The organism is Thermosporothrix hazakensis (genome assembly GCF_003253565.1).
In the GTDB taxonomy this organism is placed as follows: domain Bacteria; phylum Chloroflexota; class Ktedonobacteria; order Ktedonobacterales; family Ktedonobacteraceae; genus Thermosporothrix; species Thermosporothrix hazakensis.
Genome location: NZ_QKUF01000015.1, coordinates 84,615 through 110,407, shown reverse-complemented (window position 1 = coordinate 110,407; position 25,793 = coordinate 84,615). Strand labels below are relative to the sequence as shown.

Sequence of the window (25,793 nt, the reverse complement as noted above, 5' to 3'; positions counted from 1 at the left end):
TATTGTATCTCCTGACAGGCTACTACTGATGAGAAGTAGCCCTTTCAGGAGTGTTATTGCGCTAATTGGTATAGGATTCATCGGGGATCTGGACGCTGATAAGGCGCAAGCGACGTTCAAAGGCTCCCCGCTCATTGCGTCGCTGTTCCTGCACTGCCTGGACCTCAGCAGGGTCGATCTGATACAGGGCTTGCAGTGCAGAGACCACTTCTTGCAGATCAGCAAGCTCTTTGATAAGCTCACCGCGCTGTTTGGCTGCTGCCACTTCCAGCGCCTCTTCAACCAGTTTTGTATGCAGTGTTTGTTGGTATTCGGCCTCATCCATAGCCGTGACCTGGCAGGTTGCTCCGTTTGCCTCGATCATCTCAGGAATCCGATCTCGAACCAGTTTATTGTATTCTTTCTGCATCGTTTCACTTTCCTTTTATCCGCTTTGCGCCAGAAGCTTTCCTAATGGGCTGAAAAAGCACAGGGGAGGATTGGCGCGTCTGTTCTGGCAGCGTGAATGGACTCTTTTGTGTTGATGGGTTGCTCTACGTGTAGACATCTTCTCGAAATCCTCCCAACCTGAATAGTAGCGTTCAGGCGTACCTTGAATTCTTGCTCTCCATGCCCGGAACTGCTGTAAAAAAACCTGTTGCCTGCCTGGAGCGAGGCCCTCGGTTCGTGTCGTTGGCCTGGCCTGAGGCGGGCAGGCCCTCCCTTGAGAGGAGGAATTCCCCGCAAAAACGCGTGGGGAAGATGTCAACTCAGTACATAACGCATACTGCCTATCTGTCTTATGATGCCCTTTATTTCTAGAACTGTCAATGCCGCACTGACCTGTGCTGCGGTCAGGTCTGTTTCTCGTGTGAGCTCATCAATATGGATCGGTTCCTGACCGAGCAGGGCAAGAAGCAGACGTTCTTCTTCTGTATCTGCCTGAGATAGAGGACTTTGAGGGCTGGAATCAGGAGATTCCGGGCGTTCGGGTGTGGGACTTTTGGGCTGTGGCGTGCTGCTGGAATTTGGTATATCTGGCAACGGCAGTTCAGGAGCCAACAGAGGGACATTGTGCAGGTTCAGATTGTGGATGATATCCTCAATGCAGGTTGCCGGGTATGCCCCGTCTTGAATGAGTTTGTTCGTGCCCCGGCTGCTTGGTGACGTGATGTTCCCCGGAACAGCAAAGACCTCACGTCCTTGATTAAGGGCGCTGGTAGTGGTAATCAGGGCCCCACTGCTCTCGGGCGCTTCGGTGACGAGTACGCCCAGGGAAAGTCCGGAAATCAGGTGGTTGCGAGCAGGGAAATTGCCAGAATCGGGGCGAACACCCAGTGGAAAAGCGCTGATGAGCGCTCCCTGACCTGATTCAACGATGCGGCGGGCCAGCTCGTAGTTCTGGGGAGGATAGATGTTGTCGAGGCCACAGGCAAGCACCGCGATGGTGCGGCCTCCGGCATCTAAAGCCGCTGTATGGGCGACTGTATCGACGCCGAGGGCCAGACCACTGATGATGGTCATTTTGGTTGCCAGTTGAGAGGCAAAATAGTCTGTGACCTCTCTGCCATAGGTGGTTATGGAACGTGTGCCCACAATTGCGAGCGTGTAGTTGTAATCATCCTCGGTGAGATGGCCACACACATGCAGAACCGGTGGCGCGTAATCGATCTCGCGGAGCAGTGGCGGATAGGTTGGATCTTTCCAGGTTATGACCTGGATGCGTCGTCGGTCCAGGCGCTCCAGCTCCTGGGCGGGTTCGATCTTGCCGCGTTGTCGCAGAAACGAAGTAGCGGTTTTCGGTTCCAGTCCCGCTGCTTGTAGTTCCCGCTGGTCCGCTTTCCAGGCTGCGGCAACATCGTCCTGAAAGTAGGTCAGGAGCTTACGGAAGCGCACAGGGCCGATTCCTCTGACGCGACTGAATGCAATCCAGTATTGTAGCTCCTGTAGCGAAAGGACTTGAGATGGATAGTAGCGGGCCTTTCCCTCCCCGACTACCATCGTCAACCGCTCCATTGGGCCCATAGTGAACAACTCCTTTTCGTTTTAATGTTGATCCGGTAAAGATAGATGTGGGTCCAGCTGCTCCTGAGTCGGAGGATGCTGGACCGTATAGCGATCAGGGTGCGTGTAAGGAAGATCCGGGCGAGGCGTAAAGCCTGACGTACCACTCTGGGACAATGGCTCCCCATCCAGACGGCAGAATTTTGCCCCGATGCGGTTCTGATAGCCACATTTGGGGCAGACAGGACCAGCAGTCTCAGATGTGGTGAAGATAGAAACCATCTGCTGTTCAAACCACTCGCGCTCACGCTTCTTCTTCAGTCTGTGCTGATTGGCAAGCAGGAACACGATGCCCAGGAAGGCCGCGACGGCGATAGCGCTTCCACCGGTGATGATGAGTATATTCGGCTGTGTCAGTGGCTCTTCCGGCGTAACCTCTGATGCAGGTGTGGACTGTGGAGTTACCTGGACAGTTGGCGTGATCTCTGCGGTTGGAGTCTCCTTTACTTTTGTAGTAGGTGTTGGTGTCAGCGTGGCCGGAAGGTTGAGTGAAAGATGCCACTCATTTTCAAGCTGTGTGATATCAACTCCGAATGTTTTTTTCAGCGCCTCTTCAAAGGAGAGGTCTCCGGGTCTCATCTCGTTCAGGAAGGCGCGTATCTTGTCCGCTCCATACTTTGTATAGAGGTAGCTCACCAGTTGCCAGCTTTGCGCGTAGGCCAATTCGGCTTGCAGCTCCTCTTCAGGAAAGGTATCAAGCTCAACAAGAGGTATCAGGTTATTCTCTTTCACTGCCTGCTCGAAGATTTCCTGATATTGTGGTCGGGGGAAGCGTTCGTGATAGACGGCAAGCCCTTCATCGAACCAGGAAGGCGTTCTTACCTTTTCCTGTAGCATGTTCATCTCAATCGCATGGGTGAGTTCATGTGGGAGCGTGCTTTCAAGGTTGAGATCTCCTATGCCCTCAGCTTCCATCATGATCTCGTGACTGCCCCAGAAAGTGACGCCTCCGACCCACTCTGAAATTTGGGGCGGCAGCGATTTTTGAAAGTCATCGCGATTTCCGTAGATCCAGATAGTGATAACCTCTGTCAGAGATGTTCCCAGTGATTGACAGATGCGTTGTTCTGCTTCCTTTGCTTTTTGGAGGGCAATGTGCCCGAATTCGTCGGGCTGATTGTACCATTTAATCTGAATATTGCCTTCTTGTTTGCTTTGCCAGGGGAAACGATTATCGAAGACCAGGAACTTCTGAGAAGGGAGCCTCTCGCTATTGTTTGCCGAGTCTTTTAGCTCCCAGTGATATTCGACAGTGGTTCCGACCGAAGGCATATTATATTTGGTCAATTTTTGATCCAGGGTGAAAACCGTCGTATCTCCGCTTGTTCGGGGTGTCACCTGCTCGACACCCTGAAAAGAGGAAGTATCCGAATCGATGGAGATCCAGGCTGTAGAAAATGTGGTTCCGGGTGCCCTGACCTTGAGGGTAAATGTAATACTGTCGGGATAATGGATGGTCTGGGTTTGCTCAAGGACTGTCACAGAATGAGCTACCGTGTGCTGAGCATGCACAGAAGCAGGCGCTGCGGTCAAGCAAAATAGAGTAATGCATAGTAATATGCCAATGCGGTGCATGCGAAATACAATAGCCAGACGTTTGCTCATACGCCCCCTTCGGTTTTTGAAATGTTCCTGACGATTCGTCCGGGGAGAATGTCATTTATTGTACACCACGGTTGAGATTATTGTATAGAGATGAGCAAAAAGTCTTAGAGAACTCTGACGTCTGTTGTATCGAAAAGAAAAGGGATTCCCTCTACGTTTCTTCTTTCCCATGCGGGAACCCTTTCTGTCTGATTATCTTCGCTTTTGTAAAAAAAAGAAGGGAGAGCTAAGGGAAGAAAGAAGACATAGCAGTAGTATTGTTATATTTCTATTGTTAAAATGTGTAGATGTAAAACACGATAGAATATAATGAAATAGTGCGGGAAACCTCAACCTATGCCTAGCCCTTTCCGGCTATGGAGCACGGTTGGATTCGGGAAACAGAACGACTCATAGTATTCTTGTATCAGACTGATGGGGTTATCCTACGCTTTGCCTAGTCCTTATTGGTAAGAATGTTAACCCCGTTCAGACTAAGCCGTTCGGTAAAACGAAGGGGTATAGAAAAGGTAGCTCGTTTTCTTTGTCTCTGTTTTTGGAATATGGTAATGTGGCGAGGGGTGCGATTTTGAGCTTCTCCTGAATACATAGTCAGCAATGAATGTACAGTATGGAAAAACGGTTTTTAAAGAAAGATCGAAAGCAATATATTATGAGGAGCAGCATGTTCGAGCTAACCAGCAGGATGAAGTGCTCACAGCAAAAATATGAGGGTAGGCTATGAGTAACAACTTGAGTTTGCCTGGTACTCAGCCAGAGGGGCCAGACAAGAAGCCACGAACCGGGCTTCTGAGCAGCTACCGCCAGCAACAGCAGAACCAGGCACAACAGCCATCTTCAGCAGAGGCTGTACCGGAAATCCCGTATTCCCCGGTTCCACAGGAGCCAACGAGACCTGCGAGCGCTCAGGGAATGCCTTCACAGAGGTTAACCGGCTCTTTACCTCCGAGACTACCTTCAAAGCCCGTTTCAAACGGTTGGGTGCAGCCATCACAGCCGTTGCAGGATGCTCAGGCACCCGGAAACGTTCAGCCGCCAGTGAGGCCCGTGCCGCAACAGTCACAGCCCGGCTGGATGACAAATGCCGTGAACTTTGTGCGGCAAGTCTCGGGCAAGATGAGGGCGATACGTCCCGCTCAATCCGATGGCAATGGAAGCCCGGAGCACACACAGTGGAAGCGCTCGCGTGCTGTACGTCATTCTATTCAGAAGAAGCGGCGTCTTCGTTGGAGCCAGAAGCACCCGAAGGCGGCGCGAGTTGTTGGCTGGACCGCGCTTGGCTTGATGGTTGTGCTGGTAATCGGGGTCTCTATTGGTGGAGTACTTGGTTTTCAGTATTATCAGGAGCAATCATCGCGCATTGATGGCCTGGCGAACAAAAATATTCAACAGAATACTCGCATTTATGACCGGAATAATAATCTGATCGCCGAGGTCTACGATAAGGATAGCGCGAATACAGGTCGACGCATTCCCGTTTCTTATAATGATGTACCAAAAGTATTGGTGGATGCTCAAATAGCAATTGAGGATGCGTCTTTCTGGGAAAATGCTGGCATTGATCCCACCGGTATTATGCGTGCGTTCCTGCAAAATAGCGGTGGCGGAAGTACCCTGACACAGCAGGTAATCAAGAACCTGAGTGGCGATGACAGGATATCCTATGATCGTAAACTGACAGAAGCTGTTCTCGCGATCAGCCTGACCCAGAAATACCCCAAGTGGAAGATCCTTGAAATGTATTTTAATGTGGCTGGTTATGGGGCACAGAATCTCGGGGTAGAAAGCGCGGCGCAGAACTATTTCCATCTACAGCCAGTTTGCGACGAGAAGACCTTTAAATGCACACCTGCCATTTCCCGGCTTGAGTATAACGAGCAGGGCAAGAAGGATCCGCTGTTAGGTCTGGCCCGTGCCTCTTTGTTGGCCGGTTTGCCGCAGAACCCGGTCTATTTTGACCCGACGGTTAGCAAGAAGAACAAAGAGCGGGCGCTAGAGCGTCAGGAGCAGGTGTTGCAGCGCATGATTGAGACAAAGGTCACTGTTGATGGCCTGGGTGTAGTGACGCCTGAGCTCAAGGAAAAGGCGCATGAACTGACGAAGAAAATGACCTTTACGCCTTATAAGGCGGTCAAAAAGGCGCCTCATTTTGTGGACTGGATTCAGGGCCAGATGGAGCAGATCTTAGGCAATGGAGATGTCCAGCTCGGGCATCGGCTCTTTCTGACCGGAGGCTTTAATATTCGTACAACCATTGATCTCTCGTTGCAGGAATTTGTCGAAAACGCGGTCAAGCGTCACCTCTATGAACCGGACTATCAGCCCCTCAAAAACATCACGGTGACAGCAAGCGACTATTATAATCTGCATTCGGCGGCTGTGGTCGTGCTGAACGCGAAAACGGGCGAAATCCTGGCAATGAATGGCAGCCCTGACTACTACAGCCAGGATGAGCGCGCGGGCGGTCAGTATAACGCTGCTGCGGCTGGTGGGCGACAGATTGGTTCAACTGTGAAACCGCTAATCTATTCCACCACCTTTATGATGGGGTGGTATCCGGCTGTTGTCCTGCCCGACTTTGAAACCTTTTTCCCGAATGGAGCGCCTGCCGGAACGCCTGCTCCCAAAACGCCCGACGATCAGTCCATGTATCACCCGAAGGACTATAACGATACCTATAATGGGCGTGCGGCAAGTGGAGGCACCAAAGATTCTACCATTCGTGTTGCAACCGCGAACTCCTTTAACGTCCCGGCGGTCAAGTCGCTGGCCTATGTTGGAGTCGACAACTTTACAAAGGTCGCAAATCAGCTTGGTTTGAACCCGCGCAAGCAGGACCAGAACCTGACAATGGCTTTAGGAGCCTTTACCGCCTCCCCATTGCAGATGGCTGGTGCGTATCAAGCGCTTGCGAATGGTGGCGAGCGTATTCCGCCTACGGGTATTCTGGAGGTCTGGGATAACTACGGGCACCAGCTCTACAAGTATGATGTGGCAAAAGTGAAGAAGACTCGCGTCTTCTCGCCCGAGGTCTCCTATCTGATGACCTCGGTATTGACCGATGAGAAAGCCCGCGCATTCGAGTTCCTGAATGCCCACACGCTCTCGTTCTGGGACTGGGATCAGGAGTGCAGCAACCAGGAATGGTATGGCTTGCCACGGTGTGCGCATGATGTAGCGGCAAAAACCGGAACAACGGATGAATTTAAGGATAACTGGACGGTTGGCTATACCCCAAACATCGTCACCAGTGTCTGGGCGGGGAATGCCAACAACGAGCCTATGGCGAATGGGCCGACCGGTATTACCGGAGCTGGTCCTATCTGGCATAGCGTGATGGAGTACGCGTCTGGCCGTCCCTGTAAAGAGATCAGTGAGGGTTCGATCAAGTGCCCGTCCAAACCATTTGATCCGAAAAAAGCAGGGCTCACACAGCCATCGGTCTTCGAGAAACCGGCAAACGTGGTCAACTCCTGCGAATTCGCGGCTTCTGACGGCCTCAACAGAAATGGAGGTGAGACGAACTGCGATTACGTCATCAAGGGAACCGAGCCGCAGACAACCGGTGTGGTTCCGCCTAAGGTGCTTCCGGGCAAGGACAATAAGGGCAATAATGGGAACAACGGGAATAATGGAAATGGTGGCAATAATGGGAATAACGGTAACAACGGAAACCAATCACCCACAACACCGCCCACCATGCCAACATTTCCTATCCCATCTCTTCCGGCGTGGCCTCCATTCGATAAAAAACAATAGTTTCTGAAAATGGGAGGAGCAGGGGACATGCCTGCTCCTCTTCTCACTCCTTCAATGGTCTAAGTCCTGCAATCCCTGCTACAAAGAGATAGTACATGTGTTTTCCCCTTGACAATACGATAGGGAGAGTGCTATGCTTTATTTGCAGTCTCAAAGTGAGAGTGCTAGCAATCCTGGTTGACAAGTATTGTATCATCCTATAAGTACCTTTTCGAGGTTGGGGGTGATGCACCAGCAGTATCGAGGGCAGTTCCCATGACACCGTTGAGTCCACGCAAACAGCAGATCTTGCGGGCATTGGTTGAAGAATACATACATACCGCAACCCCTGTTGCGTCCGAGACTCTTGTACGCAAGTATGGGTTGAAGTTTAGCTCTGCGACGGTCCGCCATGAGCTGGCTGGTCTGGAAGAGGCAAATCTGATCTATCAACCGCATACTTCTGCCGGTAGGGTTCCTACCGATCTGGGCTATCGCTATTTTGTGGAACATTTAATGCGAGAGTCCACGCTGTCTCTCGAAGAGCAAAGGCTTATTCGTCATCAGTTCTATCAGGTGCAGGATCAACTCGACCAATGGGTACGCCTGACGGCTTCGGTGATGGCGCGTCTGTTGCATAATGCTGCGATTATGACGCCACCGCGTGCGGTTGAAGGGCGGCTCAAGCACTTTGAAGTGCTTGCGGTGACGGACCTCTCGGCGCATGTTGTCCTGGTTCTGACAGATGGAACAGTGAAACAGCAGCGGCTTCTGTTGGATCAGTCGATCCAGCAGGAAGAGCTGAGTATCATGGCGAATCGGCTGAACAAGCTGTTCCAGGACAAAAACGCGGTCGAAATCAACAAGATCTTAACCGAGCATGATTTTTCACCGGTTGAGCGATTGATTGCGGATACCATTACCCGTATTCTGGAACAGCATGGTGATCTGTTTGGCGATATCTTTTATCGCGAGGGACTGATTAATATTCTGGAACAACCGGAGTACAGCCGTCTTGGACCCGAGCAGGTGCGTAATGAGCGCGTTCGCCATGTCCTGGAAGTATTGGAGCAGAATCGGCTCTTACCCGCTCTGGCCTCGCATCTCCATTCAACTCCATCTGGTGGGGTTCAGGTGATTATTGGTGGCGAGAACCAGTGGGATGAGATGAAAGATGTCAGCCTGGTTGTGGCGCGGTATGGCAAAGAAGGACAGGTTGGCGGTTTGCTTGGTGTAATCGGTCCAACCAGAATGCAATATGATCGCGCTATCGCTGTTGTGCGATATATGGCGAATGTAATGACTGAACTCATATCCGAATTGTACGGCTACGAATAAATGTAGCTTTTCCGATAAAAGCGAACAAACGTAAAAAAGACCCGAACTGGAAGAAATAGAGAATTTTTAGGAGGCAACTGTGCCAAAAGTTATTGGTATCGACTTAGGGACTACAAACTCCTGTGTTGCTGTCATGGAAGGCGGCGAGCCCGTTGTTATTCCGAACGCAGAGGGTGCGCGAACGACTCCTTCAATTGTAGCAATTAATAAAAATGGTGAGCGTCTCGTTGGTGAAGTCGCGAAACGTCAGGCGATCACCAATCCTGAGAATACCATCTTCTCGATCAAGCGTTTCATGGGTCGCAAATATGACGATCCTGAAGTTGATCGCGACAAGCGCCTCGTTCCTTATAAGGTTGTACGCGCCAGCAATGGCGATGCCTGGGTTGAGATTCAGGGCAAACAGTACAGCCCGCCTGAAGTTTCGGCCATGATTTTGCAGAAGCTCAAGGCCGACGCAGAAGCCTATCTGGGCGAGCCTGTCACTCAGGCGGTGATTACGGTTCCGGCCTACTTTAACGATGCACAGCGTCAGGCAACCCGTGACGCCGGTCGTATCGCAGGTCTCGAAGTGTTGCGTATTATCAATGAGCCGACAGCAGCTTCGCTGGCCTATGGTCTGGATAAGAAAAAGGACGAGCGCATCGCCGTGTATGACCTGGGTGGTGGTACGTTCGATATCTCCATTCTGGAACTCGGCGAGGGTGTCTTTGAGGTAAAGAGCACCAACGGTGATACCCACCTGGGTGGTGATGACTTTGACCAGCGCGTCATCAACTGGATGGCCGATGAGTTCCGTAAGGAGCATGGCATTGATCTACGTCAGGATCGTATGGCCTTGCAGCGCTTGAAAGAGGCCGCTGAGAAAGCCAAGAAAGAGCTATCCAGCTCGATGCAGACCGAAATCAACCTGCCATTTATCACAGCTGACGCGAATGGCCCGAAGCACCTGACCATGACCTTGAGCCGCTCCAAGCTTGAGCAGCTGACCGAGGACCTGGTTGAGAAGTCCCGCCAGCCGGTGCTTTCCGCGCTGTCTGATGCAGGCGTTCGCCCTGGAGACATCAACGAGGTGGTGCTGGTCGGTGGTCAGACCCGCATGCCAGCCGTGCAGTCGCTCGTACGTCGCATCTTTGATCGCGAGCCGCACCGTGGTGTGAACCCGGATGAGGTGGTCGCAATCGGTGCTGCCATTCAGGGCGCAGTCTTGACCGGCGATGTGAAAGACGTGCTGCTGCTCGACGTCACTCCGCTCTCTCTGGGTATTGAGACCTATGGCGGTATCTTCACCAAGTTGATTGAGCGCAATACCACGATCCCGACACAAAAGAGCCAGATCTTCTCGACCGCCAGCGATAATCAGCCAAGCGTACAGGTCAACATCTTGCAGGGTGAGCGCGAGTTCGCTGCTGACAACCATTCGCTTGGTAGCTTCATCCTGGATGGTATTCCACCTGCCCCGCGCGGTGTGCCACAGATCGAGGTGACCTTCGATATCGATGCCAATGGTATCGTGAATGTGTCGGCACGCGATAAGGGCACTGGACGCGAGCAGAAAGTGACGATCCATCCTTCGAGCGGTCTCTCGAAAGAGCAGATTGAGCAGAAGATCCGCGAGGCTGAGGCGCACGCTGAAGAGGATCGCCGCCGCAAGGCCGAGGTTGAGGAGCGCAACAACGCCGATGCTGTGGTGTATCGTTCCGAGAAGAGCCTGTCTGAGCTGGGCGATAAGCTCTCAGCAGACCAGAAGAGCGAGCTGGAGGCCAAGATTGCCGATGTCCGCTCGGCCCTCTCAGGGAGCGATATTCAGCGCGTCAAAGAGGCCCGCGAGGCTCTGGAGCAGGCGTTCTTCAAGATCAGTCAGACCATCTATGGCCAGGGCGCTGAGGCCGGTGCAGCAGCCGGAGCAAGCGCTGATCCGTCGCAGGGTGGCAGTAACCCGAACGACGATACCATTGAAGGCGAATATAAAGAGATGTAATCTCTTGCAGGAAGGGGGCAGCACTCCTGTCCCCTTCGCTGTTCCTGTGCACGGTGGCCCCTTGGGGAAACAATATAGTACAATATGTTTAAGCTTGGATTACCACCATTGCGTATACTCGGTAAATAGTGTAAGCTTGTAAACCGGTATTCATTTTTCGCATTTTTAAGAGACGACAAGAAGAATGCAGTAGCGCGGAGAAAGAACGCGCCCTGTTTCTGACGGTAAAGGACCGGTAGATGGCCGCAAATAAACGAGATTATTACGAGGTATTGGGGGTATCGCGTAGCGCCAGCGACGATGAGATCAAGAAAGCATTTCGGCGACTGGCAAAGCAATATCACCCTGACGCAAATAAAGAGCAGGGAGCGGAAGCCCGCTTTATCGAGATCAACGAGGCCTACGAAGTCTTGAGCGATCCTCAAAAGCGTGCTGCCTATGATCGCTATGGTCACTCAGGTGTTGGCAGCGGCGCAGGCGCAGGTTTTGCTGATTTTGGCGGGTTTAATATCAATGACCTGTTTGAGACGTTCTTTGCGGGAGCTACAGGTGCAACCCGTCGTTCTGGTGCGCAGCGTGGGGCTGATCTACGCTACGAGCTGACCATCACTTTTGAAGAGGCGGTCTTCGGTTGCCAGAAAGAGATTGAGTTACCGCGTTGGGAGACGTGTTCCAATTGTCACGGCTCCGGCGCACAACCCGGTACCTCAACCTCGCGGTGTTCGGCCTGTCAGGGGACCGGAGAGATTCGCCGCGTGCAGAAATCCGTTTTCGGTCAGTTTGTGAACGTGATGATGTGCGAACGCTGCCGGGGTGAGGGTCGAGTCATTACGACTCCCTGTGAAGAGTGCCGTGGGCAAGGTCGTGTACGGAACATTCACCGTGTGGTGGTGAATATTCCGGCCGGTGTTGATGATGGAATTAATGTCCGTGTCACCGGTGCTGGCGAGGTAAGCGCTCGCGGCGGCGTTCCCGGTAATCTATATGTTGTCCTGACTGTGAAACCTCATCCGTTCTTCAAGCGCCAGGGCAATGATATCATCTATGAGTTGCCGATCAGTTTCGCACAGGCGGCGCTTGGCGATGAGGTTGAGGTTCCAACCGTGGATGGCAAGACTGCCACGTTGAAGATCCCTGCGGGGACACAGAGTGGACGGTCCTTCCGCTTAAAAGGTATGGGAGTTCCTGTAGTCCATAGTAGTGCACGTGGCGATCAACACGTGATCGTGAAGGTGGTTACACCGACCAACCTGACTCCCGAGCAGAAGCGCTTGCTTGAGGAGTTTGCTCGCCTCGAACGCGAACAGAGCGAACAGAACGATAAGAACATTTTCCGCAACCTTTTTGAGAAAACAAAAGATGTTTTCCAGTAGGATCAGATACCGTGGGTAGCTATCAGCAGGGCTGGTAGCTACTTTTTTTTGCTCTGTTCAGGCAACTGTGGCCTTTGTTTGTTCGTAACTATGTAGGAAGATCGATCCTCTCTTATCTATTGCTTTTGAAAGGGTGTTTCTATGCAACAAATGTATCCTGAGGGGCAGCGAGGTTACCAGGGAACGTCACAGCATTATGAGCAGCCTCGTGCATCCGATGAGCCGAGTTATATGCCGCCGGGCGCCACCTTCGACGATGAGTTCCTTGATTCTCTGACACGGCGCATGGCTCAACGGATGTCGATAGGCAAGATTCAGTCTGGTATGCCTTCTTCGTCGCTTCCTTCTGCAAATATGCGACTGGCTCTGGCAATTGTCTCCGTTTCCCTTATTGCCTTTATTGCGATGTTTACCCTGATCTCGTTTGCCTGGGCTCCGGGCTTCGGGCTCTCTTTTGCCGTGCTTGGTGTCGTGACCGTCGCGCTGATTGTGATTAATGCGATCTTCAATCGGTGGGGCCAGAGCTTCTAAGACAGTGAAAGGCGGAGAGGTCTGCCGACCTCTCCTAAGATATGGTGGCGCTGTCTGCCTCTTCCACTCGTGGCATTGCTGGTACGCTGAGACTGAAACGTGCGGTCATTGCCAGGTGATCGCTGGCATCTTCACCGCGAAGCCCGTCGCCTTCAATGATGGGTTCGCATATGTCGACACGTGCGGCGAGATCTGGTGAGGCAAAGATATAATCGATGCGTCCGGCTGGTGCCGCTGCCGGACAGGTAAAGCCCCACTCGTGTGGGTGCACGCGCCTATAACAATCGACATAGCCTGCATTGAGAATCAGGCGCATACAGCCACGTGGCGCATAACAGGAAGCAGCCAGATCAAAGAGATTACAGAGAAGCTGACTTTGTGGAATAACACGCAGAATTGGCTTGAGAAAGCGCAGTTTGGGCGGCACAACATAGCTCAGATGAGGGTGGCCGTCATCGGCGCGGGTCTTGCTTTTCAGCCCATCCATATTGACAATATAACGCAGTAAGTGGCTTGCCTTGAAGGGATCGGAAGGGGAAAGGGAATTGAAGTCTCCCATTAACAGGTGGGGCTTGTTCTGTTGCCGCAAGGGGGCCATAATGCGCAGGATCTCGGTCATCTCACGCTCGCGAATACCATTCCCGGCCCATCCTTTATAAAAGAGGGCGGAGAGGTGGGTGACAAAGACGGTGAGCGGTTGACCGTTGCGCTCCTCAACGCAGACCTCAATAAGGGATCGGTTGAACAACCCCGGGCGCTTATGAATCCGGGTGGAGAGAATCGGGAGGCGGGTCAGCAGAGCCGGTTGATACTCGCGGGCGGTTCTGGCTTCATCGTCAATCACCAGTTGCATTCCCAGGGTCTCTGCGAGCTCTTCAACAACCATCGGGGAGGTAGTCATCTGTGGGTGGGTTGCTTCGATCACGCCGACGATATCGGGATCGGCAGAACGGATAATGCGAGCAAGCTGTTGGGTTCGACGAGCGCCGCTTTCACGCAGGTTATATCCGCCTGCCAGAATATTATAGGAAACAATGCGTGTCATAGCGTTTTTTTCCTTGTATTCTGTACATGGCTGAGTTATTCTACCTTCACTATATCAGACGAATCAATAAGCTGAAAGCCACCAATGTACTCATAATAAAAAAGAGAGCCACCTGTCTTGGCAAGATGGCTCTCAAGAAGGTATGAGCTATTTCCAGGTTATGCGCTCAAGCAGGTACATGGTCAGCTCGGAGATAGGAACACGGACCTGTTCCATCGTATCGCGGTTGCGCACGGTTACGGTCTGGTCATCCAGCGTCTGGAAGTCGATGGTGACACAGTATGGGGTACCGATCTCGTCCTGACGGCGATAGCGGCGGCCAATATTGGCGACATCATCGTACTGACAGACCATGTAGCGCTGGAGCATGCGATGAATCTCTTTAGACTTGTTGACCAGCTCTTCCTTGTTCTTCTGCAACGGGAAGACCGCGCATTTGACCGGGGCCAGCCACGGATGCAGGTGTAGCACAACGCGTGTATCACCCTTCGGGTCGGTCTCTTCCTCGTAGGCATCGAGGAGCAAGAAGAGGAAGGTTCGATCAACACCACCCGAGGTCTCTACGATCCAGGGGACATAGCGCTCTTTGGTGTTGGGATCGGTGTATGCCAGATCCTGACCGCTGTACTCGCTATGGCGGGTGAGGTCCCAGTCCTGCCGCCAGTGGATGCCTTCCCATTCTTGCCAGCCCAGAATAGTCTGATATTCGATATCGAACGCCTTCTTGGCATAGTGGGCCAACTCATCCTTGCCATGCTCATGGAAGCGCAGGCGGTCCTTGTGGTTGACAATGCCTTTATACCAGTTGAAGCGGTACTCTTTCCAGTAGTCGAACCACTTGTCCATCTCGCTCGGGTGGACGAAGAACTGTAGATCCCACTGCTCGAACTCGCGCTGCCGGAACAGGAAGTTACCCGGTGTAACCTCGTTACGATACGCCTTACCGATCTGACAGATGCCGAACGGAATCTGCATACGGGAAGATTTCAGCACATTATCGTAGTCCAGATAGATGTTCTGGCAGGCCTCACCGCGCAGGTAGGTCTTCATTTTATCGCCTTCCACCACGCCGAGGTACGTTTCCATGAGCAGGTTAAACTTGCGGGGCTCGGTCAGTTCGCCACCGCAGACCGGGCAGCTATTGGAGGCCAGATTCTCCGCGGGCAGATGATCGACGCGGAAGCGCCGCTTACATTTTTTACAGTCAACCAGCGTATCGGTGAAGTTCTCCACATGGCCGCTGGCTTCCCACACGCGCGGATGGGTGATTGTTGCGCCCTCAATGCCAACAACGTTGTCATGGAGCTGGACCATTGACCACCACCAGTAGCGGCGGATGTTGTTGCGGAGCTCAACGCCAAGCGGGCCAAAGTCGTAAAAACCTGCGACTCCACCGTAGATTTCTGAGTTGGGGTAGACAAAACCGCGGCGCTTGCAGAGCGAGACGATTTTATCAATAGGAACTTGAGGAGTGTCTTGTGCTTCGAGCTTCTCTTCTGTCTGTGTCATGTTGTGGTTCTCCTCCACAATAAGAATAGACCCCGGGCAATGCATAATGCACCCAGGGACGAATGACGTCGATAAAAGGCCCGGGGCCAGTTCTATGATATCGACGGCATGCGCGGTCCCACCCTGCTTCTTCACCAGAACAAACAGTGAAGCTCCTCTTTATCAGGAACCCGACTCCGAAGCGCCGTTCGCCTGTCGTAGATTGCCAATCTCGCACCATCTATCGGCTCGCTGAAACCTCGTGCAGGCTACTCCTCTTCTTCAACGCCGGGCATCATGTTCAATTGTGTATGCACTTCGCAAGAGGCTCTCTCTTGCATTGAAGGAAATAGAAAAGAGATCTTGTGGTTAGCTAGTATAGCTGAGACGGAACAGCAATGCAAGTGTCTGAACCAACAGTCATACTTTTAGTATAAACGTTTTTGCACACTCTTTTCTTCCCGACGTGCCTTCTTCTCCCAGATGATGGGAACGATCGTGCTGATCGCTGTAAACAGAGCCAGCCCGGCATAGACGAAGGTAAAGACCCGCTTCTTCTGTGCGTGCTCCATAATCAAAAATCCTTTCGTGACTTTTCCCTTGAACATTACTTATAGCATACCATATTTCGTCTTTACGCTAATCCCGGGAGCGAGAGGACGTATGCTTGCTTTTCCGCGCGATATCTGGTAATTAGAGAAGAAAGAAGAAGCAACAGGTATGCTCTCTGGCGTACTGCCAGTGGAAAGGAACCACCGTAATGAAGAGCCCCACGTTTCAGGATGTATTGAAGGCGCGTCGCGCTATCGCCCCTTATCTTGCGCCAACACCTCTCTATAGCTACGCTCCCTTGAATGAACTGCTTGGCACCCGGGTGTATATCAAGCATGAGAACTATCAGCCGGTAGGTGCGTTTAAGGTTCGCGGAGGCATCAATCTGATCTCGCAACTGAGCCCGGAAGAGAAGAAACGAGGCGTTATTTCTGCATCGACCGGAAATCATGGACAATCGATTGCCTATGCCGCACGTTTGTTCGGTGTGGAAGCGCGCATTGTGGTGCCTGAGGGCGCGAACCCTGGGAAGGTTGCGGCCATGAAGGGGCTCGGTGCCACGGTGCTGTTTCATGGCAAGCATTTTGATGATGCTCGCTTGTACTGTGAAGAACTGGCCGCCACACATGGCTATCGCTACATCCATTCCGGGAATGAGCCGCTGTTAATCGCCGGCGTGGGTACCTATGCGCTGGAGATACTGGAAAAGCAGCCGGAGATAGAGGTGATCTTTGTGCCAGTTGGCGGCGGTAGTGGTGCTGCTGGCTGTTGTCTGGTAGCGAAGGCGATCAACCCACAGATCAAAGTGATCGGCGTGCAGGCTGAACAAGCGCCCGCCGCCTGGCAGAGTTGGAAGCAGAGACAACTGGTTACCGCGGAGAACCGCACCTTTGCTGAGGGGCTGGCAACGGGCACCGCCTTTGAGCTGCCCCAGAAGATCCTGTGGGAACTGCTGGATGATTTTATGCTGGTGAGCGATGATGAGATCAAGCGGGCAATGGTCTGGTATCTTGAGCGGGCTCATACGCTGGCGGAGAGCGCGGGATCAGCGGCACTGGCAGCAGCATATCAAAGACGAGAGGAACTACAAGGCAAGCGGGTCGCCGTTGTCTGTTCAGGGGGTAATACATCGCTGGAACACCTGAAAATGGCGTTAATGGACGCCTGAAACCTGAAGGAGTCCCGTTTCGTTGCTTGAATAGATGTCTGCTGTAAATCGTCCTGCTTGTAGCGAGTCAGGGAGAATGTTACAATGGTGCTACCAGTAAGGGCGTGCCGGAAGAGAGTTACAGAATTGAGTTAAAGAAAAGAAGATATGGACGAATACGTAGAAACAGGACACGGCATTCAGGATATTGTCAAGGCGTTTGCCGCGCGTTTCCCCTTTCCGCTTGATGATTTTCAGCTAGAGTCAATGGAACGCCTTGCAATGGATCACTCGGTAATGGTAGCGGCTCCGACAGGGACAGGGAAGACGATGGTTGCCGAGTTTGCCATTTGGTTGGCGCAGCAGAGACAGCAACGCGTCATCTACACAACTCCACTCAAAGCGTTGTCGAATCAGAAGTACCGTGATTTACGAGAGCAGTATGGGTTTGAGAATGTCGGGCTGGTAACGGGTGATATTGTTGAGCGCAGTCGGGCATCGATTGTGATTATGACCACTGAGGTCTATCGAAATATGTTGTTGGAAGAGGGCGGGACAGGAACTGTTGTCCCCGATGGGGAGCGCTTTGGACCGGCTTCTCTTCAAGATGTTGGCTTTGTTGTTTTTGATGAATTACACTATCTGAGTGACCTTGAGCGTGGCCCGGTCTGGGAAGAAGCGATCATCTGTTCACCGAAACATGTACAACTGGTTGGTCTGTCTGCCACTGTAAGCAATGCACAGGATCTGGCGAACTGGATTACGCGTGTCCATCGTCCAATAGATCTGATCATACACGAACAGCGGGCGGTTCCTCTGGAACACTATTACTTCCTGGATGGAAAGCTCCATCTTGTTCAGGATGCCGACGGCAAGCGTGTTGAAACTTTTCCAAATGTCGGCGGAGAGGCCAAGCTTGCGCGTATGCTGGGTAGAGGCCGGGTGTATGTGGTGGATGATGACGAGGAGGCCGAAGAAGAGTTTGAGCAAAAACGAGGCAAAAAGCGGGGCAAACACGGACGGAACGAGATTGCGAATGAGCTGGGCCCAACGCAACAGGAAGAGACTCCCCCACGTAAGAAGCGTATTCCGCGCCCACGCAGAGCGCCAGAGCCGGGTGAGGTGCTGACAGCGCTTCGTGATGCTGAATTGCTTCCCTGTCTCTACTTCCTGCCCGGGCGGCGGGTTGTTGAAGAGGGTGCGATGAGCGCCGCGCTTCACAGCTTTACGACGCCGGAAGAAGAGGAGTTTATCCGCGAAGAGATCGGGGTCTGGCTTGAAAAACTGCCAAAAGAGGATCGGAAGCTTCAGCAGGTGCATACGCTGACGCGTCTATTGCCTCGTGGTCTGGCCTTTCACCATGCGGGTCTGTTGCCGGGCTTAAAGGTGCTGGTAGAGACGCTCTTTGCGAAGGGCTACCTTCGTGCCGTCTTTGCCACTGATACGCTGGCGCTTGGCGTGAATATGCCCGCTCGTTCGGTCGTGGTGGGCAGCCTGAGTAAGTTCGATGGGCAGGAAATGCGCCTGCTAACGCCGAATGAATACCGCCAGTTGACTGGCCGGGCCGGACGCCGCGGCATGGATATACGCGGCGCGGCGGTGATCCCTTATTCTCCCTGGGAGCCGTTTGAAGACTCATTCCGTCGCATTACCGGTGAACTGTATCCGGTTTCCAGCTCGTTTGTGATTCGCTACAACTCGGTGTTAAACCTGTGGCGGCCCGGTGATGTTCAGCATTTGCGGCGGATTTGTGCATCCAGCCTGCGCGAATATCAGCGCTATGTTGTCTGGGAGTACAATGAGCTACAGCGGCTGGAAAGGCAGTATGCTCGCGCTCGCCAATCGGGGAAGAAGAAGAAACGCGTTGCGGCAGAGCAGGCGCTGGAAGCACTGGAACGACGCCGCAAGCGGATTGGTGAGTACCCATTAAGTCGTGCGGGAGCCGCCGAGCTGGATGGGACCATCTTTGCACTACGCGCATTGGGCTACATTGGACAAAATGACCAGCTTACTCTGAAGGGGCGGCTGTTGCGGAGTATCTTCCATCCCGCGGGGATTATCATTGTTGAGTTGGTGATGCGTGGCCTCCTTGATGATCTATCTGCCCATGAACTGGCGGAGGTCTGTAGCTGGTTTACCTTCAGCAATGATAAGCGCCTCAATAATAAGCACGGCGTGATCCCGCGGCTGGCGAAGGTGCGACGTGATCTTTGGATGGTGCTGCAACACGTGCAGGGCATTGAGGAGCGGGCAGGTATTGCCATTACGCCGGGCGTTGTGCCGGAGTTTCATGGCGTGGCGCTTTCGTGGGCGCGTGGCATGTCGTTGAACGGGCTGTTGAGAAGAATTGATCTGGCTGAAGGCGACCTCCTGATGCTGTTAAACCAGACCATTGACCTGATTCAGCAGGTACAGGCCGCGATGGGCCACGTGCTGGACTCAAAGGATGCCTGGGAAACGGTGGTGCCGCTGATGACAGATGGCATTATCAATGAGCGTGCAGCCTCGGTTCGGGCCAGAAATCGCATCACTCAGTTACAGCAGATGCGTGAGCGGTTAGAACACCTGCGTCCGTTGCTGGCTCAGGCCTCGGCCTCGTTGTTGCGTGGCATTATCGTGCAGAGCCGCACTGTACCCTCAATGGTGGCTCAGATCGGTGAGGAAGAAGAGGTCCCGGTGGATGCTGAAGAGGATCGTGACGCGTATGGGCTGCGTGATCCAGAAGCATTTGTTGGAGAGGTCTGAGCTGTAGCAGACGCAAACAGGATCGCGAGCGCTCTCACCGTTTGGTGGGGGCGCTTCCCTTTTCTCAAGGGAGGACAGGCGCGAGCGGGCCTGGCGGAATAGGTGAATATTGTTTCAGAGTAGAATGAAGGAGAAAAGAGAGAAATATCTATATATCAGGTTGAAGCGTCTCGAGTATGCAATATACGTTCACAAATATCACTACAACATTACTTTGGTCATGCTTACTAGGTGAAGAAGTTGTCAGAACTATGCAAGTTGACTAATATGTACAAAGATGCTGCTACGTTGAAGAGGCAGGGAGGGGGAAACGAAAAGACGGAATTGAGCCTGCACGTAACCACGTCTGCATAATATGAGGTAGAATTTTACGATGAACGCAGAAGCATTGGTAGGAACAGTGTTGGGTACCTGTACGCTGCAAAAGCTGGTGGGACAGGGAGGAATGGGAGCCGTATACCTCGCACAACAATCGCGTCCCCGGCGTCAGGTAGCGGTTAAGGTACTCATGCCGCTTACTCCTTTAAATCCAAAGCAGTTAGCCGCGTTCCTGGAGCGCTTCCGCCGTGAAACTGATGCGGCTGCGTCTCTAGAGCATCCAAATATCGTGCCTGTACATGAGTATGGTGAGCGAGATGGGATCGCTTATCTGGTGATGCCGTATATTGACGGTGGAACGCTCCGTGACGAGATGGAACAGATGGGGCAGTTCCCGTTTGATAAGACCGTCAACTATCTGGAACAGCTGGCGGCAGCGCTCGATTTTGCGCATGAAAATGGCGTCATTCATCGCGATATCAAGCCCGCGAACATTATGATGACCCGGGACAAACGCCTCTTGCTCAGTGATTTTGGACTGGTCAAGATTAATGTTGATGGGCGTACCCCGCTGGCTCGGCTAACAGGCGAAGGGGTGCCGGTTGGCACTCCTGACTATATGGCTCCCGAACAGGTTATCGGTGAGGATGTGGATGCTCGTGCCGATCTTTACTCCCTGGGGGTGATCCTGTATCAGATGGTGACAGGAACCACGCCATTTCAGGGAGAAGTTCCTATGCAGATAGCCGCTCAACATTTGCAGATTCCTCCTCCCTCTCCTCTGATGCTCAGACCGGATCTTCCCATTGCTGCCGAACAGGTGATTTTGCGCTCACTGGCGAAACGACCGAATGACCGCTATTCGACCGCGCAAGAACTGGCCGCTTCTTTCCGCAATGCGCTGGAAATGGCCGGAATAGAGCTCGGTCCGGCTGCGGCTCCGGTGCTGACAACCAGCACCGGACGTATCTTTGTGCCGAAGGGGGTCATCGAGTCGGGCAAGACCAGCACGCGTATGCCTGCCGTTACGCTGGAAAAGAAGGACACGAAACGGAGTACCACCCTGGTTGAAGAGTCAAAAGAAACCGAGAAGGGACAGTTCGCAAAAGGACCGGCCCTGACCCTGAGCTCATTGCCAGCCATGAAGGCCGGAGGGAAAAACCCCGGTGGTCTGCTGTCACGCGCCTCCGTGAAGAGCCCCACGGCGAAAGTTCCGGCCACTCCCGCTGGTGGTGGCGGCCTGTTGTCGCGTACCGGTAAATTCCCGCTGGTTGGAAATGCGGCTGCCCCAAATATTGAAGAAATTCAGCCTGAGCAAGCAACCACTAAAGAAAAGCCGTTTGAAGGTGCACTGTTCGATGTCGCGCCTATCTTTGATACACCAACAGAGCAGAAGCAAACGGAAAATCAGACCGCAACGCAGAAAGGGGCTACCGGCCCTCTGAAAGGCAACACGGGCGCACTGAACCCGATTGGGAAAGGCAACACCGGAGCGATGCTTCCCATTGGTACAGGTAATACCGGGGCGCTGAATCCCGGTGATAGTGGCCAGATGGTGAAACTGAGCGGCCCCGCAAAAGTAGTGAAAGTGCCTGTTCCGGGACAACCGGGGCGCTATATGACGGGGATTCTGCCCGTGATTCCTCCCGATGGCGGAAAAGACGAGGGACAGAAGAAGCGTCCCCCGGTCTGGATGACGATTCTGGCCGCGATTGTGGCGATTGCGGTGCTTGGTGGTGGAAGTCTCTTCTTCCTTCAGTGGCGGAACGCGCCTCAGCAGGGAGGAAACAGCCCGCAGCCGACAACGGCGGTGAACTCACCCGAGGCCAATGCTACGGCAACGGCTGTCGCGAATATTCTGTTTGAAGACCCGCTGGATACAAACCGACATAACTGGATCGAAACGCCGAAAGAGAACTACGCCTTTAAAGATGGTGCGTACCATATCACCAACACCGATCAAGGAAAGGGAAAAGCGGCTTTACTTGAAACATCGGTCATTACGGGCTCCGTGTATTATTCCCTCTCGATGAATCAGATCAAGGGAGATACAAAGAGCGACTTGAACACCTATGGCATGATGTTCCGCTTTACTCAAGGGAAGAAGGGTAATAAGGATTATACCGCTTTCTATACCTTTGAGGTGGTGAATAAGAAGGACGGCGAGTATAAATTCTGGAAGTATGATAGCAGTACCGGAACGAAAGAGAACCATTGGACGCAGATTGGCAAGAGCGTTCATTTTGGCAAGGAGTTTCAGCAGGGTTTGAACAAAGAGAACAGGGTGACAGTCTTTATGGATGGCAAGAAGTTTGTCTTCAGCGTTAACGGAAAAGAGGTTATGAGGGCTGAGGATGGCTCGCTTTCGGATGGATCGGTCGGGATGTTTGTCAATCAGAAAGGGGCAGAGGTCGCATTTAAAAATCTGCGGATCACCCGAAGTGCATAAATCGCAGGACGGCCCCTTTGACGACGGGGGATAGTCTCCTCTTGGCTGTGTGATGAGCAGAAAGAGGAATGGATAAAGAACATACCAATCCACCTGAGAAACAGGTGTGATGAGCAGAATGGCAGCGAAAACAACATCAGGAAGGTGTCAATGAACGCAGAAGCATTGATTGGAAAGGTGCTCGGTACCTGTACGCTGCAACAGCTTATCGGGCGGGGAGGACTGGGGGCCGTCTTTCTGGCGCAGCAGTCACGTCCACGCAGACGTGTTGCCGTCAAGGTGTTGTTCCCAAACGCTCCATTAACTGCCAATCAACAGGTAGCGTTCTTCGAGCGTTTTCTTCGAGAGACGGATGCGGCTGCGTCTTTGATCCATCCAAATATCATACCTGTGCACGAATATGGGGAACAGGATGGATTGGCCTATCTCGTCATGTCCTACCTGAGTGGCGGATCATTGCGCGAGGTATTGGAGCGAGAAGGACGTTTGCCGCTTGCTCAGATAATGCTCTACCTGGATCAAATGGCAGCAGCTCTCGATGTGGCGCATGCTCGCGGGATCATTCATCGCGATATGAAGCCTTCAAATATTTTGCTTACTCCTGAAGGGCGTCTGGTGCTCAGTGATTTTGGTCTGGTCAAGGTCATCTCTGAAGGACAGCCAGAACAGGCGCGAATCACGGCCATCGGAGCTCCTGCCGATACCGCCGATTATATGGCACCAGAGCAGGTAGTTGGTGGCAGAGAGATTGATGCGCGTGCTGATATTTATTCGCTTGGCTGTATTCTGTACCACATGGTGACAGGAACGGCCCCCTTTAGCGGGGACACGCCAATGCAGGTCGGCATGCAGCATATGAATGCGCAGCCGCCATCTCCCCGCGCATTGCGGCCCGATTTGCCAGAAGGTGCTGAACAGGTCATTGTGCGAGCTCTGGCAAAGCAACCCGATGAACGTTATGCCAGTGTCCATGATCTCGCTCTCGCCTTTCGTGAGGCTCTGACGGCTGCCGGAGTCTCGCTAGGAGAAGCGACAAAAACAAGTGCAGGTGCGCTTATGCAAAACGGATCTGATTCAAGAGTATTTAAGCGACGCGGCCTGTTTGATCCGATGTGGCAGCAGAATAGTCCCTCTCAGGGAGGCTCGGCAGCCGATCAGCAGAATGCTGCGGCTGCCGGGATGAATGCTGCTACACCGGCAGCAGCCGCTCAATCTGTTGTTCCTGCTACGCCCAGACCTCTGGAGGCCCGGCACGATCTGGTAGCAAAGACAAGTATGACCCTTCCCGGGTTCTTGCCGCCAGAGGACGGGCAAGGAAATGGAAACGGGGCAGGCGTGGGCTTCCGCTTTGGGAAAACCAGTCTGCTCTCTTCTGCCGGAATTGAGGGTCTGGAACCTACGCAGCAGTTGGCAAATAATCAGCAAGGAATGCGACAGGAGCGATCCAGCGAACCTGGATGGTCTCCGGCTTCCAATAGCGGAGAGGGAGTACCGCTTATGCAACCTTCCCCCAAGGCCGGGAATTCCTGGCAGAACCAGCTAGCGCCTCAGTGGAATCAACCAAATCAGCAGAATAGTACACAAGGTGCTCAGAATGTGCCGGGAATGCCGAATACCTTTCCTGGCTTCGATCAGCAACAGTATGGGAGCAATCCCAGCGGCATTCTGGGTCTGTCGCCTGGTGGCGGGGGGGCTGCGCGAGGGCAAAGCGGGACGCTGATGAATGCACCCGCGAACATGCAAGGCGGGACTGGCCTGTTGCCGCCTTCAACCGGTTCACTGGGCAAAACCAGTCTGCTGGCTCCGATTGGCGAGATCGCGAACCCCGAGACGGGCAGTACAACCAGTATGCTGCGTTTGACGCAACCGGCGAAAATGGTTAAAATACCGGTGGCCGGGCAACCCGGGAAATACGTGACCGCGATGTTGCCTTCCCTGGAAAATCCTCCAGCCGATGAAGATGACACGCTTGATACCTCGCTCAAGGGCAGGATGAAACGTGGCATGCATAACGCTGTGCTCATCATTCTGATCCTTGCGGTGCTGGTAGGAGCAGGGGGCGGGCTGACCTGGCTGGTGCTTGGTGGCGCGAAGAGCTATCAGGGAAATCATGAGCTCACCAATGATGAGGTCAATGCAACGGTCACTGCTCAGGTGCAGGCTACGGCGACTTCGGTGGCGAACATTATTCTGGTGGATCCGCTGGATCAGAAGTATCGTGACTGGCCGGATGGATCTAATGGAGGCGTGACCACTTCGTTCAAAGATGGCGCCTACCATGTGAAGAAGTCAAATGAACAGCCCGCGATGATTGCGTTGCCGGGTATCACGCTCCCGGATTCCTTTGAATACTCGCTGACAACCAAAATGATCAGCGGCCCACGAGATAACCCGTACAACGAGTATGGCATTATCTTCCGGGTGCAGACGAACAAAGATGGCAGTCAGTACGAGAAATTCTATCTCTTTGATATCCGGAACACTGATGACTCGCCAAAGTATCAGCTCTGGCTCTTTGATTCGACCCGAGGAGATGGTGAATCGGCCTGGGGGGAGCCGTTGAAAGAATGGGATCCAGGCAAAGAATTCAATAAGCAGGATAAGAAGGAAAACATCCTGAAAGTGGTTGCACAGAAGGATAAGTACACCTTCTACGTCAACGGTAAGAAAATTGGAGACTTCACCGAGAAAAGTCTGAAGAATGGACTTTTTGGAATGCTTGTCTATCTGGATGCTGAAGTTGCATTCTCGAAGCTTGAAGTACGAAAACGCTGATTCGAGAAGATGAAACCAGCTCCTATGACAAAAGTACGGTTTGCCTGTAGAGTGTAGCAAACTCTACAGGCGGATCGTTCTTGATTATAGAGGGGAGAATGTGGGGATGTGCAGGTTTCTTGTATGTAAATAAAGAACATAGAAAACAGATTTGTTCATTGTTCTCTGTATCTTAGAGGGTGGAGGTAACGGTTGCTTCAACTGCTTTTGCATGCTGAATCATTACAAAATGGAACTGTGATAGCCGCAATTAGCTCGCGACAGATGACCGTTGTGACGGTTGCGCTCTGGATCAGTGCATTTTTATTCTGTTTAAATGTGCTGCTGGCGATTATCTATCGCAAGAGAAGAAAAGCAGAAGTCGGTTCTTATTATGCCGTGTGCGTTCTAGAAGCTCTCGTCTTTGTTGTGGCTTTGCTGGTGCGAGTGGGGGTTATTACATCGGTTCCGTTCCACCTCCCTCCCGGTTTACCTGTGGATCGCATCGACATCGGTGCTGCTCTGGCCTTTGGGATCGGTCTGTTCCCCGCTGCGTTCTGGAATCGTGTGAATTTGACCGAGCTGCCGAAACGAATCGTGCAGGATGGTCGTGACATGAAGAAGGATGCAGGAGTCAAGTTGCCCCCAAAGGAGTGGATGAATTAACCTGGACGTATAGAGGGAAT

16 protein-coding genes are annotated in these 25,793 nt (G+C 52.8%); 10 read left to right on the top strand and 6 right to left on the bottom strand.

Features of this window, described 5'->3' with window-relative positions:
- Positions 1-61 precede the first annotated feature (61 nt).
- From EI42_RS19450 to EI42_RS19440, 3 genes are all read right to left on the bottom strand, one after another.
- Positions 62-409, bottom strand: coding sequence for a nucleoside triphosphate pyrophosphohydrolase (locus EI42_RS19450; RefSeq protein ID WP_111324299.1), 348 nt, complete (start codon positions 407-409; stop codon positions 62-64).
- A gap of 335 nt (positions 410-744) precedes the next feature.
- Positions 745-2,004: a DNA-processing protein DprA gene (gene dprA, locus EI42_RS19445; protein WP_211326260.1), complete on the bottom strand. Its 1,260-nt coding sequence runs from the start codon at positions 2,002-2,004 to the stop codon at positions 745-747.
- Positions 2,005-2,025: 21 nt separating this feature from the next.
- Positions 2,026-3,648, bottom strand: a complete 1,623-nt coding sequence (locus tag EI42_RS19440; protein ID WP_111324298.1) for a peptidase MA family metallohydrolase — start codon at positions 3,646-3,648, stop codon at positions 2,026-2,028.
- A 720-nt stretch (positions 3,649-4,368) separates the two neighbouring features.
- On the opposite strand from EI42_RS19440, the gene EI42_RS19435 reads away from it, so the two are divergent.
- From EI42_RS19435 to EI42_RS19415, 5 genes are all read left to right on the top strand, one after another.
- On the top strand, positions 4,369-7,407 hold the full coding sequence (locus EI42_RS19435) for a transglycosylase domain-containing protein (protein WP_111324297.1): 3,039 nt from the start codon (positions 4,369-4,371) through the stop codon (positions 7,405-7,407).
- 255 nt (positions 7,408-7,662) lie between these two features.
- Positions 7,663-8,724: a heat-inducible transcriptional repressor HrcA gene (hrcA, locus tag EI42_RS19430; protein WP_111324296.1), complete on the top strand. Its 1,062-nt coding sequence runs from the start codon at positions 7,663-7,665 to the stop codon at positions 8,722-8,724.
- A gap of 79 nt (positions 8,725-8,803) precedes the next feature.
- On the top strand, positions 8,804-10,705 hold the full coding sequence (dnaK, locus tag EI42_RS19425) for a molecular chaperone DnaK (protein ID WP_111324295.1): 1,902 nt from the start codon (positions 8,804-8,806) through the stop codon (positions 10,703-10,705).
- 239 nt (positions 10,706-10,944) lie between these two features.
- Positions 10,945-12,078, top strand: a complete 1,134-nt coding sequence (gene dnaJ / locus EI42_RS19420) for a molecular chaperone DnaJ (RefSeq protein WP_111324294.1) — start codon at positions 10,945-10,947, stop codon at positions 12,076-12,078.
- A 141-nt stretch (positions 12,079-12,219) separates the two neighbouring features.
- Complete coding sequence (locus EI42_RS19415) at positions 12,220-12,609, top strand: hypothetical protein (RefSeq protein WP_111324293.1); 390 nt, start codon at positions 12,220-12,222, stop codon at positions 12,607-12,609.
- A gap of 34 nt (positions 12,610-12,643) precedes the next feature.
- On the opposite strand, the gene EI42_RS19410 is transcribed toward EI42_RS19415, so the two are convergent.
- The 3 genes from EI42_RS19410 to EI42_RS32650 all read right to left on the bottom strand — a co-directional run bounded on the left by EI42_RS19410 (position 12,644) and on the right by EI42_RS32650 (position 15,714).
- On the bottom strand, positions 12,644-13,654 hold the full coding sequence (locus EI42_RS19410; protein WP_111324292.1) for an endonuclease/exonuclease/phosphatase family protein: 1,011 nt from the start codon (positions 13,652-13,654) through the stop codon (positions 12,644-12,646).
- Between the two features lie 147 nt (positions 13,655-13,801).
- A complete protein-coding gene (locus tag EI42_RS19405) occupies positions 13,802-15,163 on the bottom strand; it encodes a glycine--tRNA ligase (RefSeq protein WP_111324291.1) in 1,362 nt (453 codons plus the stop codon).
- A gap of 407 nt (positions 15,164-15,570) precedes the next feature.
- Positions 15,571-15,714 carry a hypothetical protein gene (locus tag EI42_RS32650; RefSeq protein WP_170142756.1) on the bottom strand — a complete coding sequence of 48 codons (144 nt, stop codon included), beginning with the start codon at positions 15,712-15,714 and terminating at the stop codon, positions 15,571-15,573.
- A gap of 188 nt (positions 15,715-15,902) precedes the next feature.
- Between EI42_RS32650 and EI42_RS19400 the strand changes: the two genes are divergently transcribed.
- The 5 genes from EI42_RS19400 to EI42_RS19380 all read left to right on the top strand — a co-directional run bounded on the left by EI42_RS19400 (position 15,903) and on the right by EI42_RS19380 (position 25,773).
- Positions 15,903-16,862: a threonine ammonia-lyase gene (locus EI42_RS19400; protein ID WP_111324290.1), complete on the top strand. Its 960-nt coding sequence runs from the start codon at positions 15,903-15,905 to the stop codon at positions 16,860-16,862.
- Positions 16,863-17,009: 147 nt separating this feature from the next.
- On the top strand, positions 17,010-19,586 hold the full coding sequence (locus tag EI42_RS19395) for a DEAD/DEAH box helicase (RefSeq protein WP_111324289.1): 2,577 nt from the start codon (positions 17,010-17,012) through the stop codon (positions 19,584-19,586).
- 373 nt (positions 19,587-19,959) lie between these two features.
- On the top strand, positions 19,960-22,353 hold the full coding sequence (locus tag EI42_RS19390; protein ID WP_111324288.1) for a serine/threonine protein kinase: 2,394 nt from the start codon (positions 19,960-19,962) through the stop codon (positions 22,351-22,353).
- A gap of 150 nt (positions 22,354-22,503) precedes the next feature.
- Positions 22,504-25,128: a serine/threonine protein kinase gene (locus EI42_RS19385; protein ID WP_111324287.1), complete on the top strand. Its 2,625-nt coding sequence runs from the start codon at positions 22,504-22,506 to the stop codon at positions 25,126-25,128.
- Between the two features lie 192 nt (positions 25,129-25,320).
- Entirely contained in the window at positions 25,321-25,773 is a 453-nt protein-coding gene (locus tag EI42_RS19380) for a hypothetical protein (protein ID WP_111324286.1), read from the top strand.
- The last annotated feature ends 20 nt before the right edge of the window (positions 25,774-25,793 follow it).

What these genes read in the sequence shown, in the direction of transcription:
- EI42_RS19450 (WP_111324299.1), bottom strand. Translation starts at nt 409, where the DNA reads ATGCAGAAAGAATACAATAAACTGGTTCGAGATCGGATTCCTGAGATG.
- dprA (WP_211326260.1), bottom strand. Translation starts at nt 2,004, where the DNA reads ATGGGCCCAATGGAGCGGTTGACGATGGTAGTCGGGGAGGGAAAGGCC.
- EI42_RS19440 (WP_111324298.1), bottom strand. Translation starts at nt 3,648, where the DNA reads ATGAGCAAACGTCTGGCTATTGTATTTCGCATGCACCGCATTGGCATA.
- EI42_RS19435 (WP_111324297.1), top strand. Translation starts at nt 4,369, where the DNA reads ATGAGTAACAACTTGAGTTTGCCTGGTACTCAGCCAGAGGGGCCAGAC.
- hrcA (WP_111324296.1), top strand. Translation starts at nt 7,663, where the DNA reads ATGACACCGTTGAGTCCACGCAAACAGCAGATCTTGCGGGCATTGGTT.
- dnaJ (WP_111324294.1), top strand. Translation starts at nt 10,945, where the DNA reads ATGGCCGCAAATAAACGAGATTATTACGAGGTATTGGGGGTATCGCGT.
- EI42_RS19415 (WP_111324293.1), top strand. Translation starts at nt 12,220, where the DNA reads ATGCAACAAATGTATCCTGAGGGGCAGCGAGGTTACCAGGGAACGTCA.
- EI42_RS19410 (WP_111324292.1), bottom strand. Translation starts at nt 13,654, where the DNA reads ATGACACGCATTGTTTCCTATAATATTCTGGCAGGCGGATATAACCTG.
- EI42_RS19405 (WP_111324291.1), bottom strand. Translation starts at nt 15,163, where the DNA reads ATGACACAGACAGAAGAGAAGCTCGAAGCACAAGACACTCCTCAAGTT.
- EI42_RS32650 (WP_170142756.1), bottom strand. Translation starts at nt 15,714, where the DNA reads ATGGAGCACGCACAGAAGAAGCGGGTCTTTACCTTCGTCTATGCCGGG.
- EI42_RS19400 (WP_111324290.1), top strand. Translation starts at nt 15,903, where the DNA reads ATGAAGAGCCCCACGTTTCAGGATGTATTGAAGGCGCGTCGCGCTATC.
- EI42_RS19395 (WP_111324289.1), top strand. Translation starts at nt 17,010, where the DNA reads ATGGACGAATACGTAGAAACAGGACACGGCATTCAGGATATTGTCAAG.
- EI42_RS19390 (WP_111324288.1), top strand. Translation starts at nt 19,960, where the DNA reads ATGAACGCAGAAGCATTGGTAGGAACAGTGTTGGGTACCTGTACGCTG.
- EI42_RS19385 (WP_111324287.1), top strand. Translation starts at nt 22,504, where the DNA reads ATGAACGCAGAAGCATTGATTGGAAAGGTGCTCGGTACCTGTACGCTG.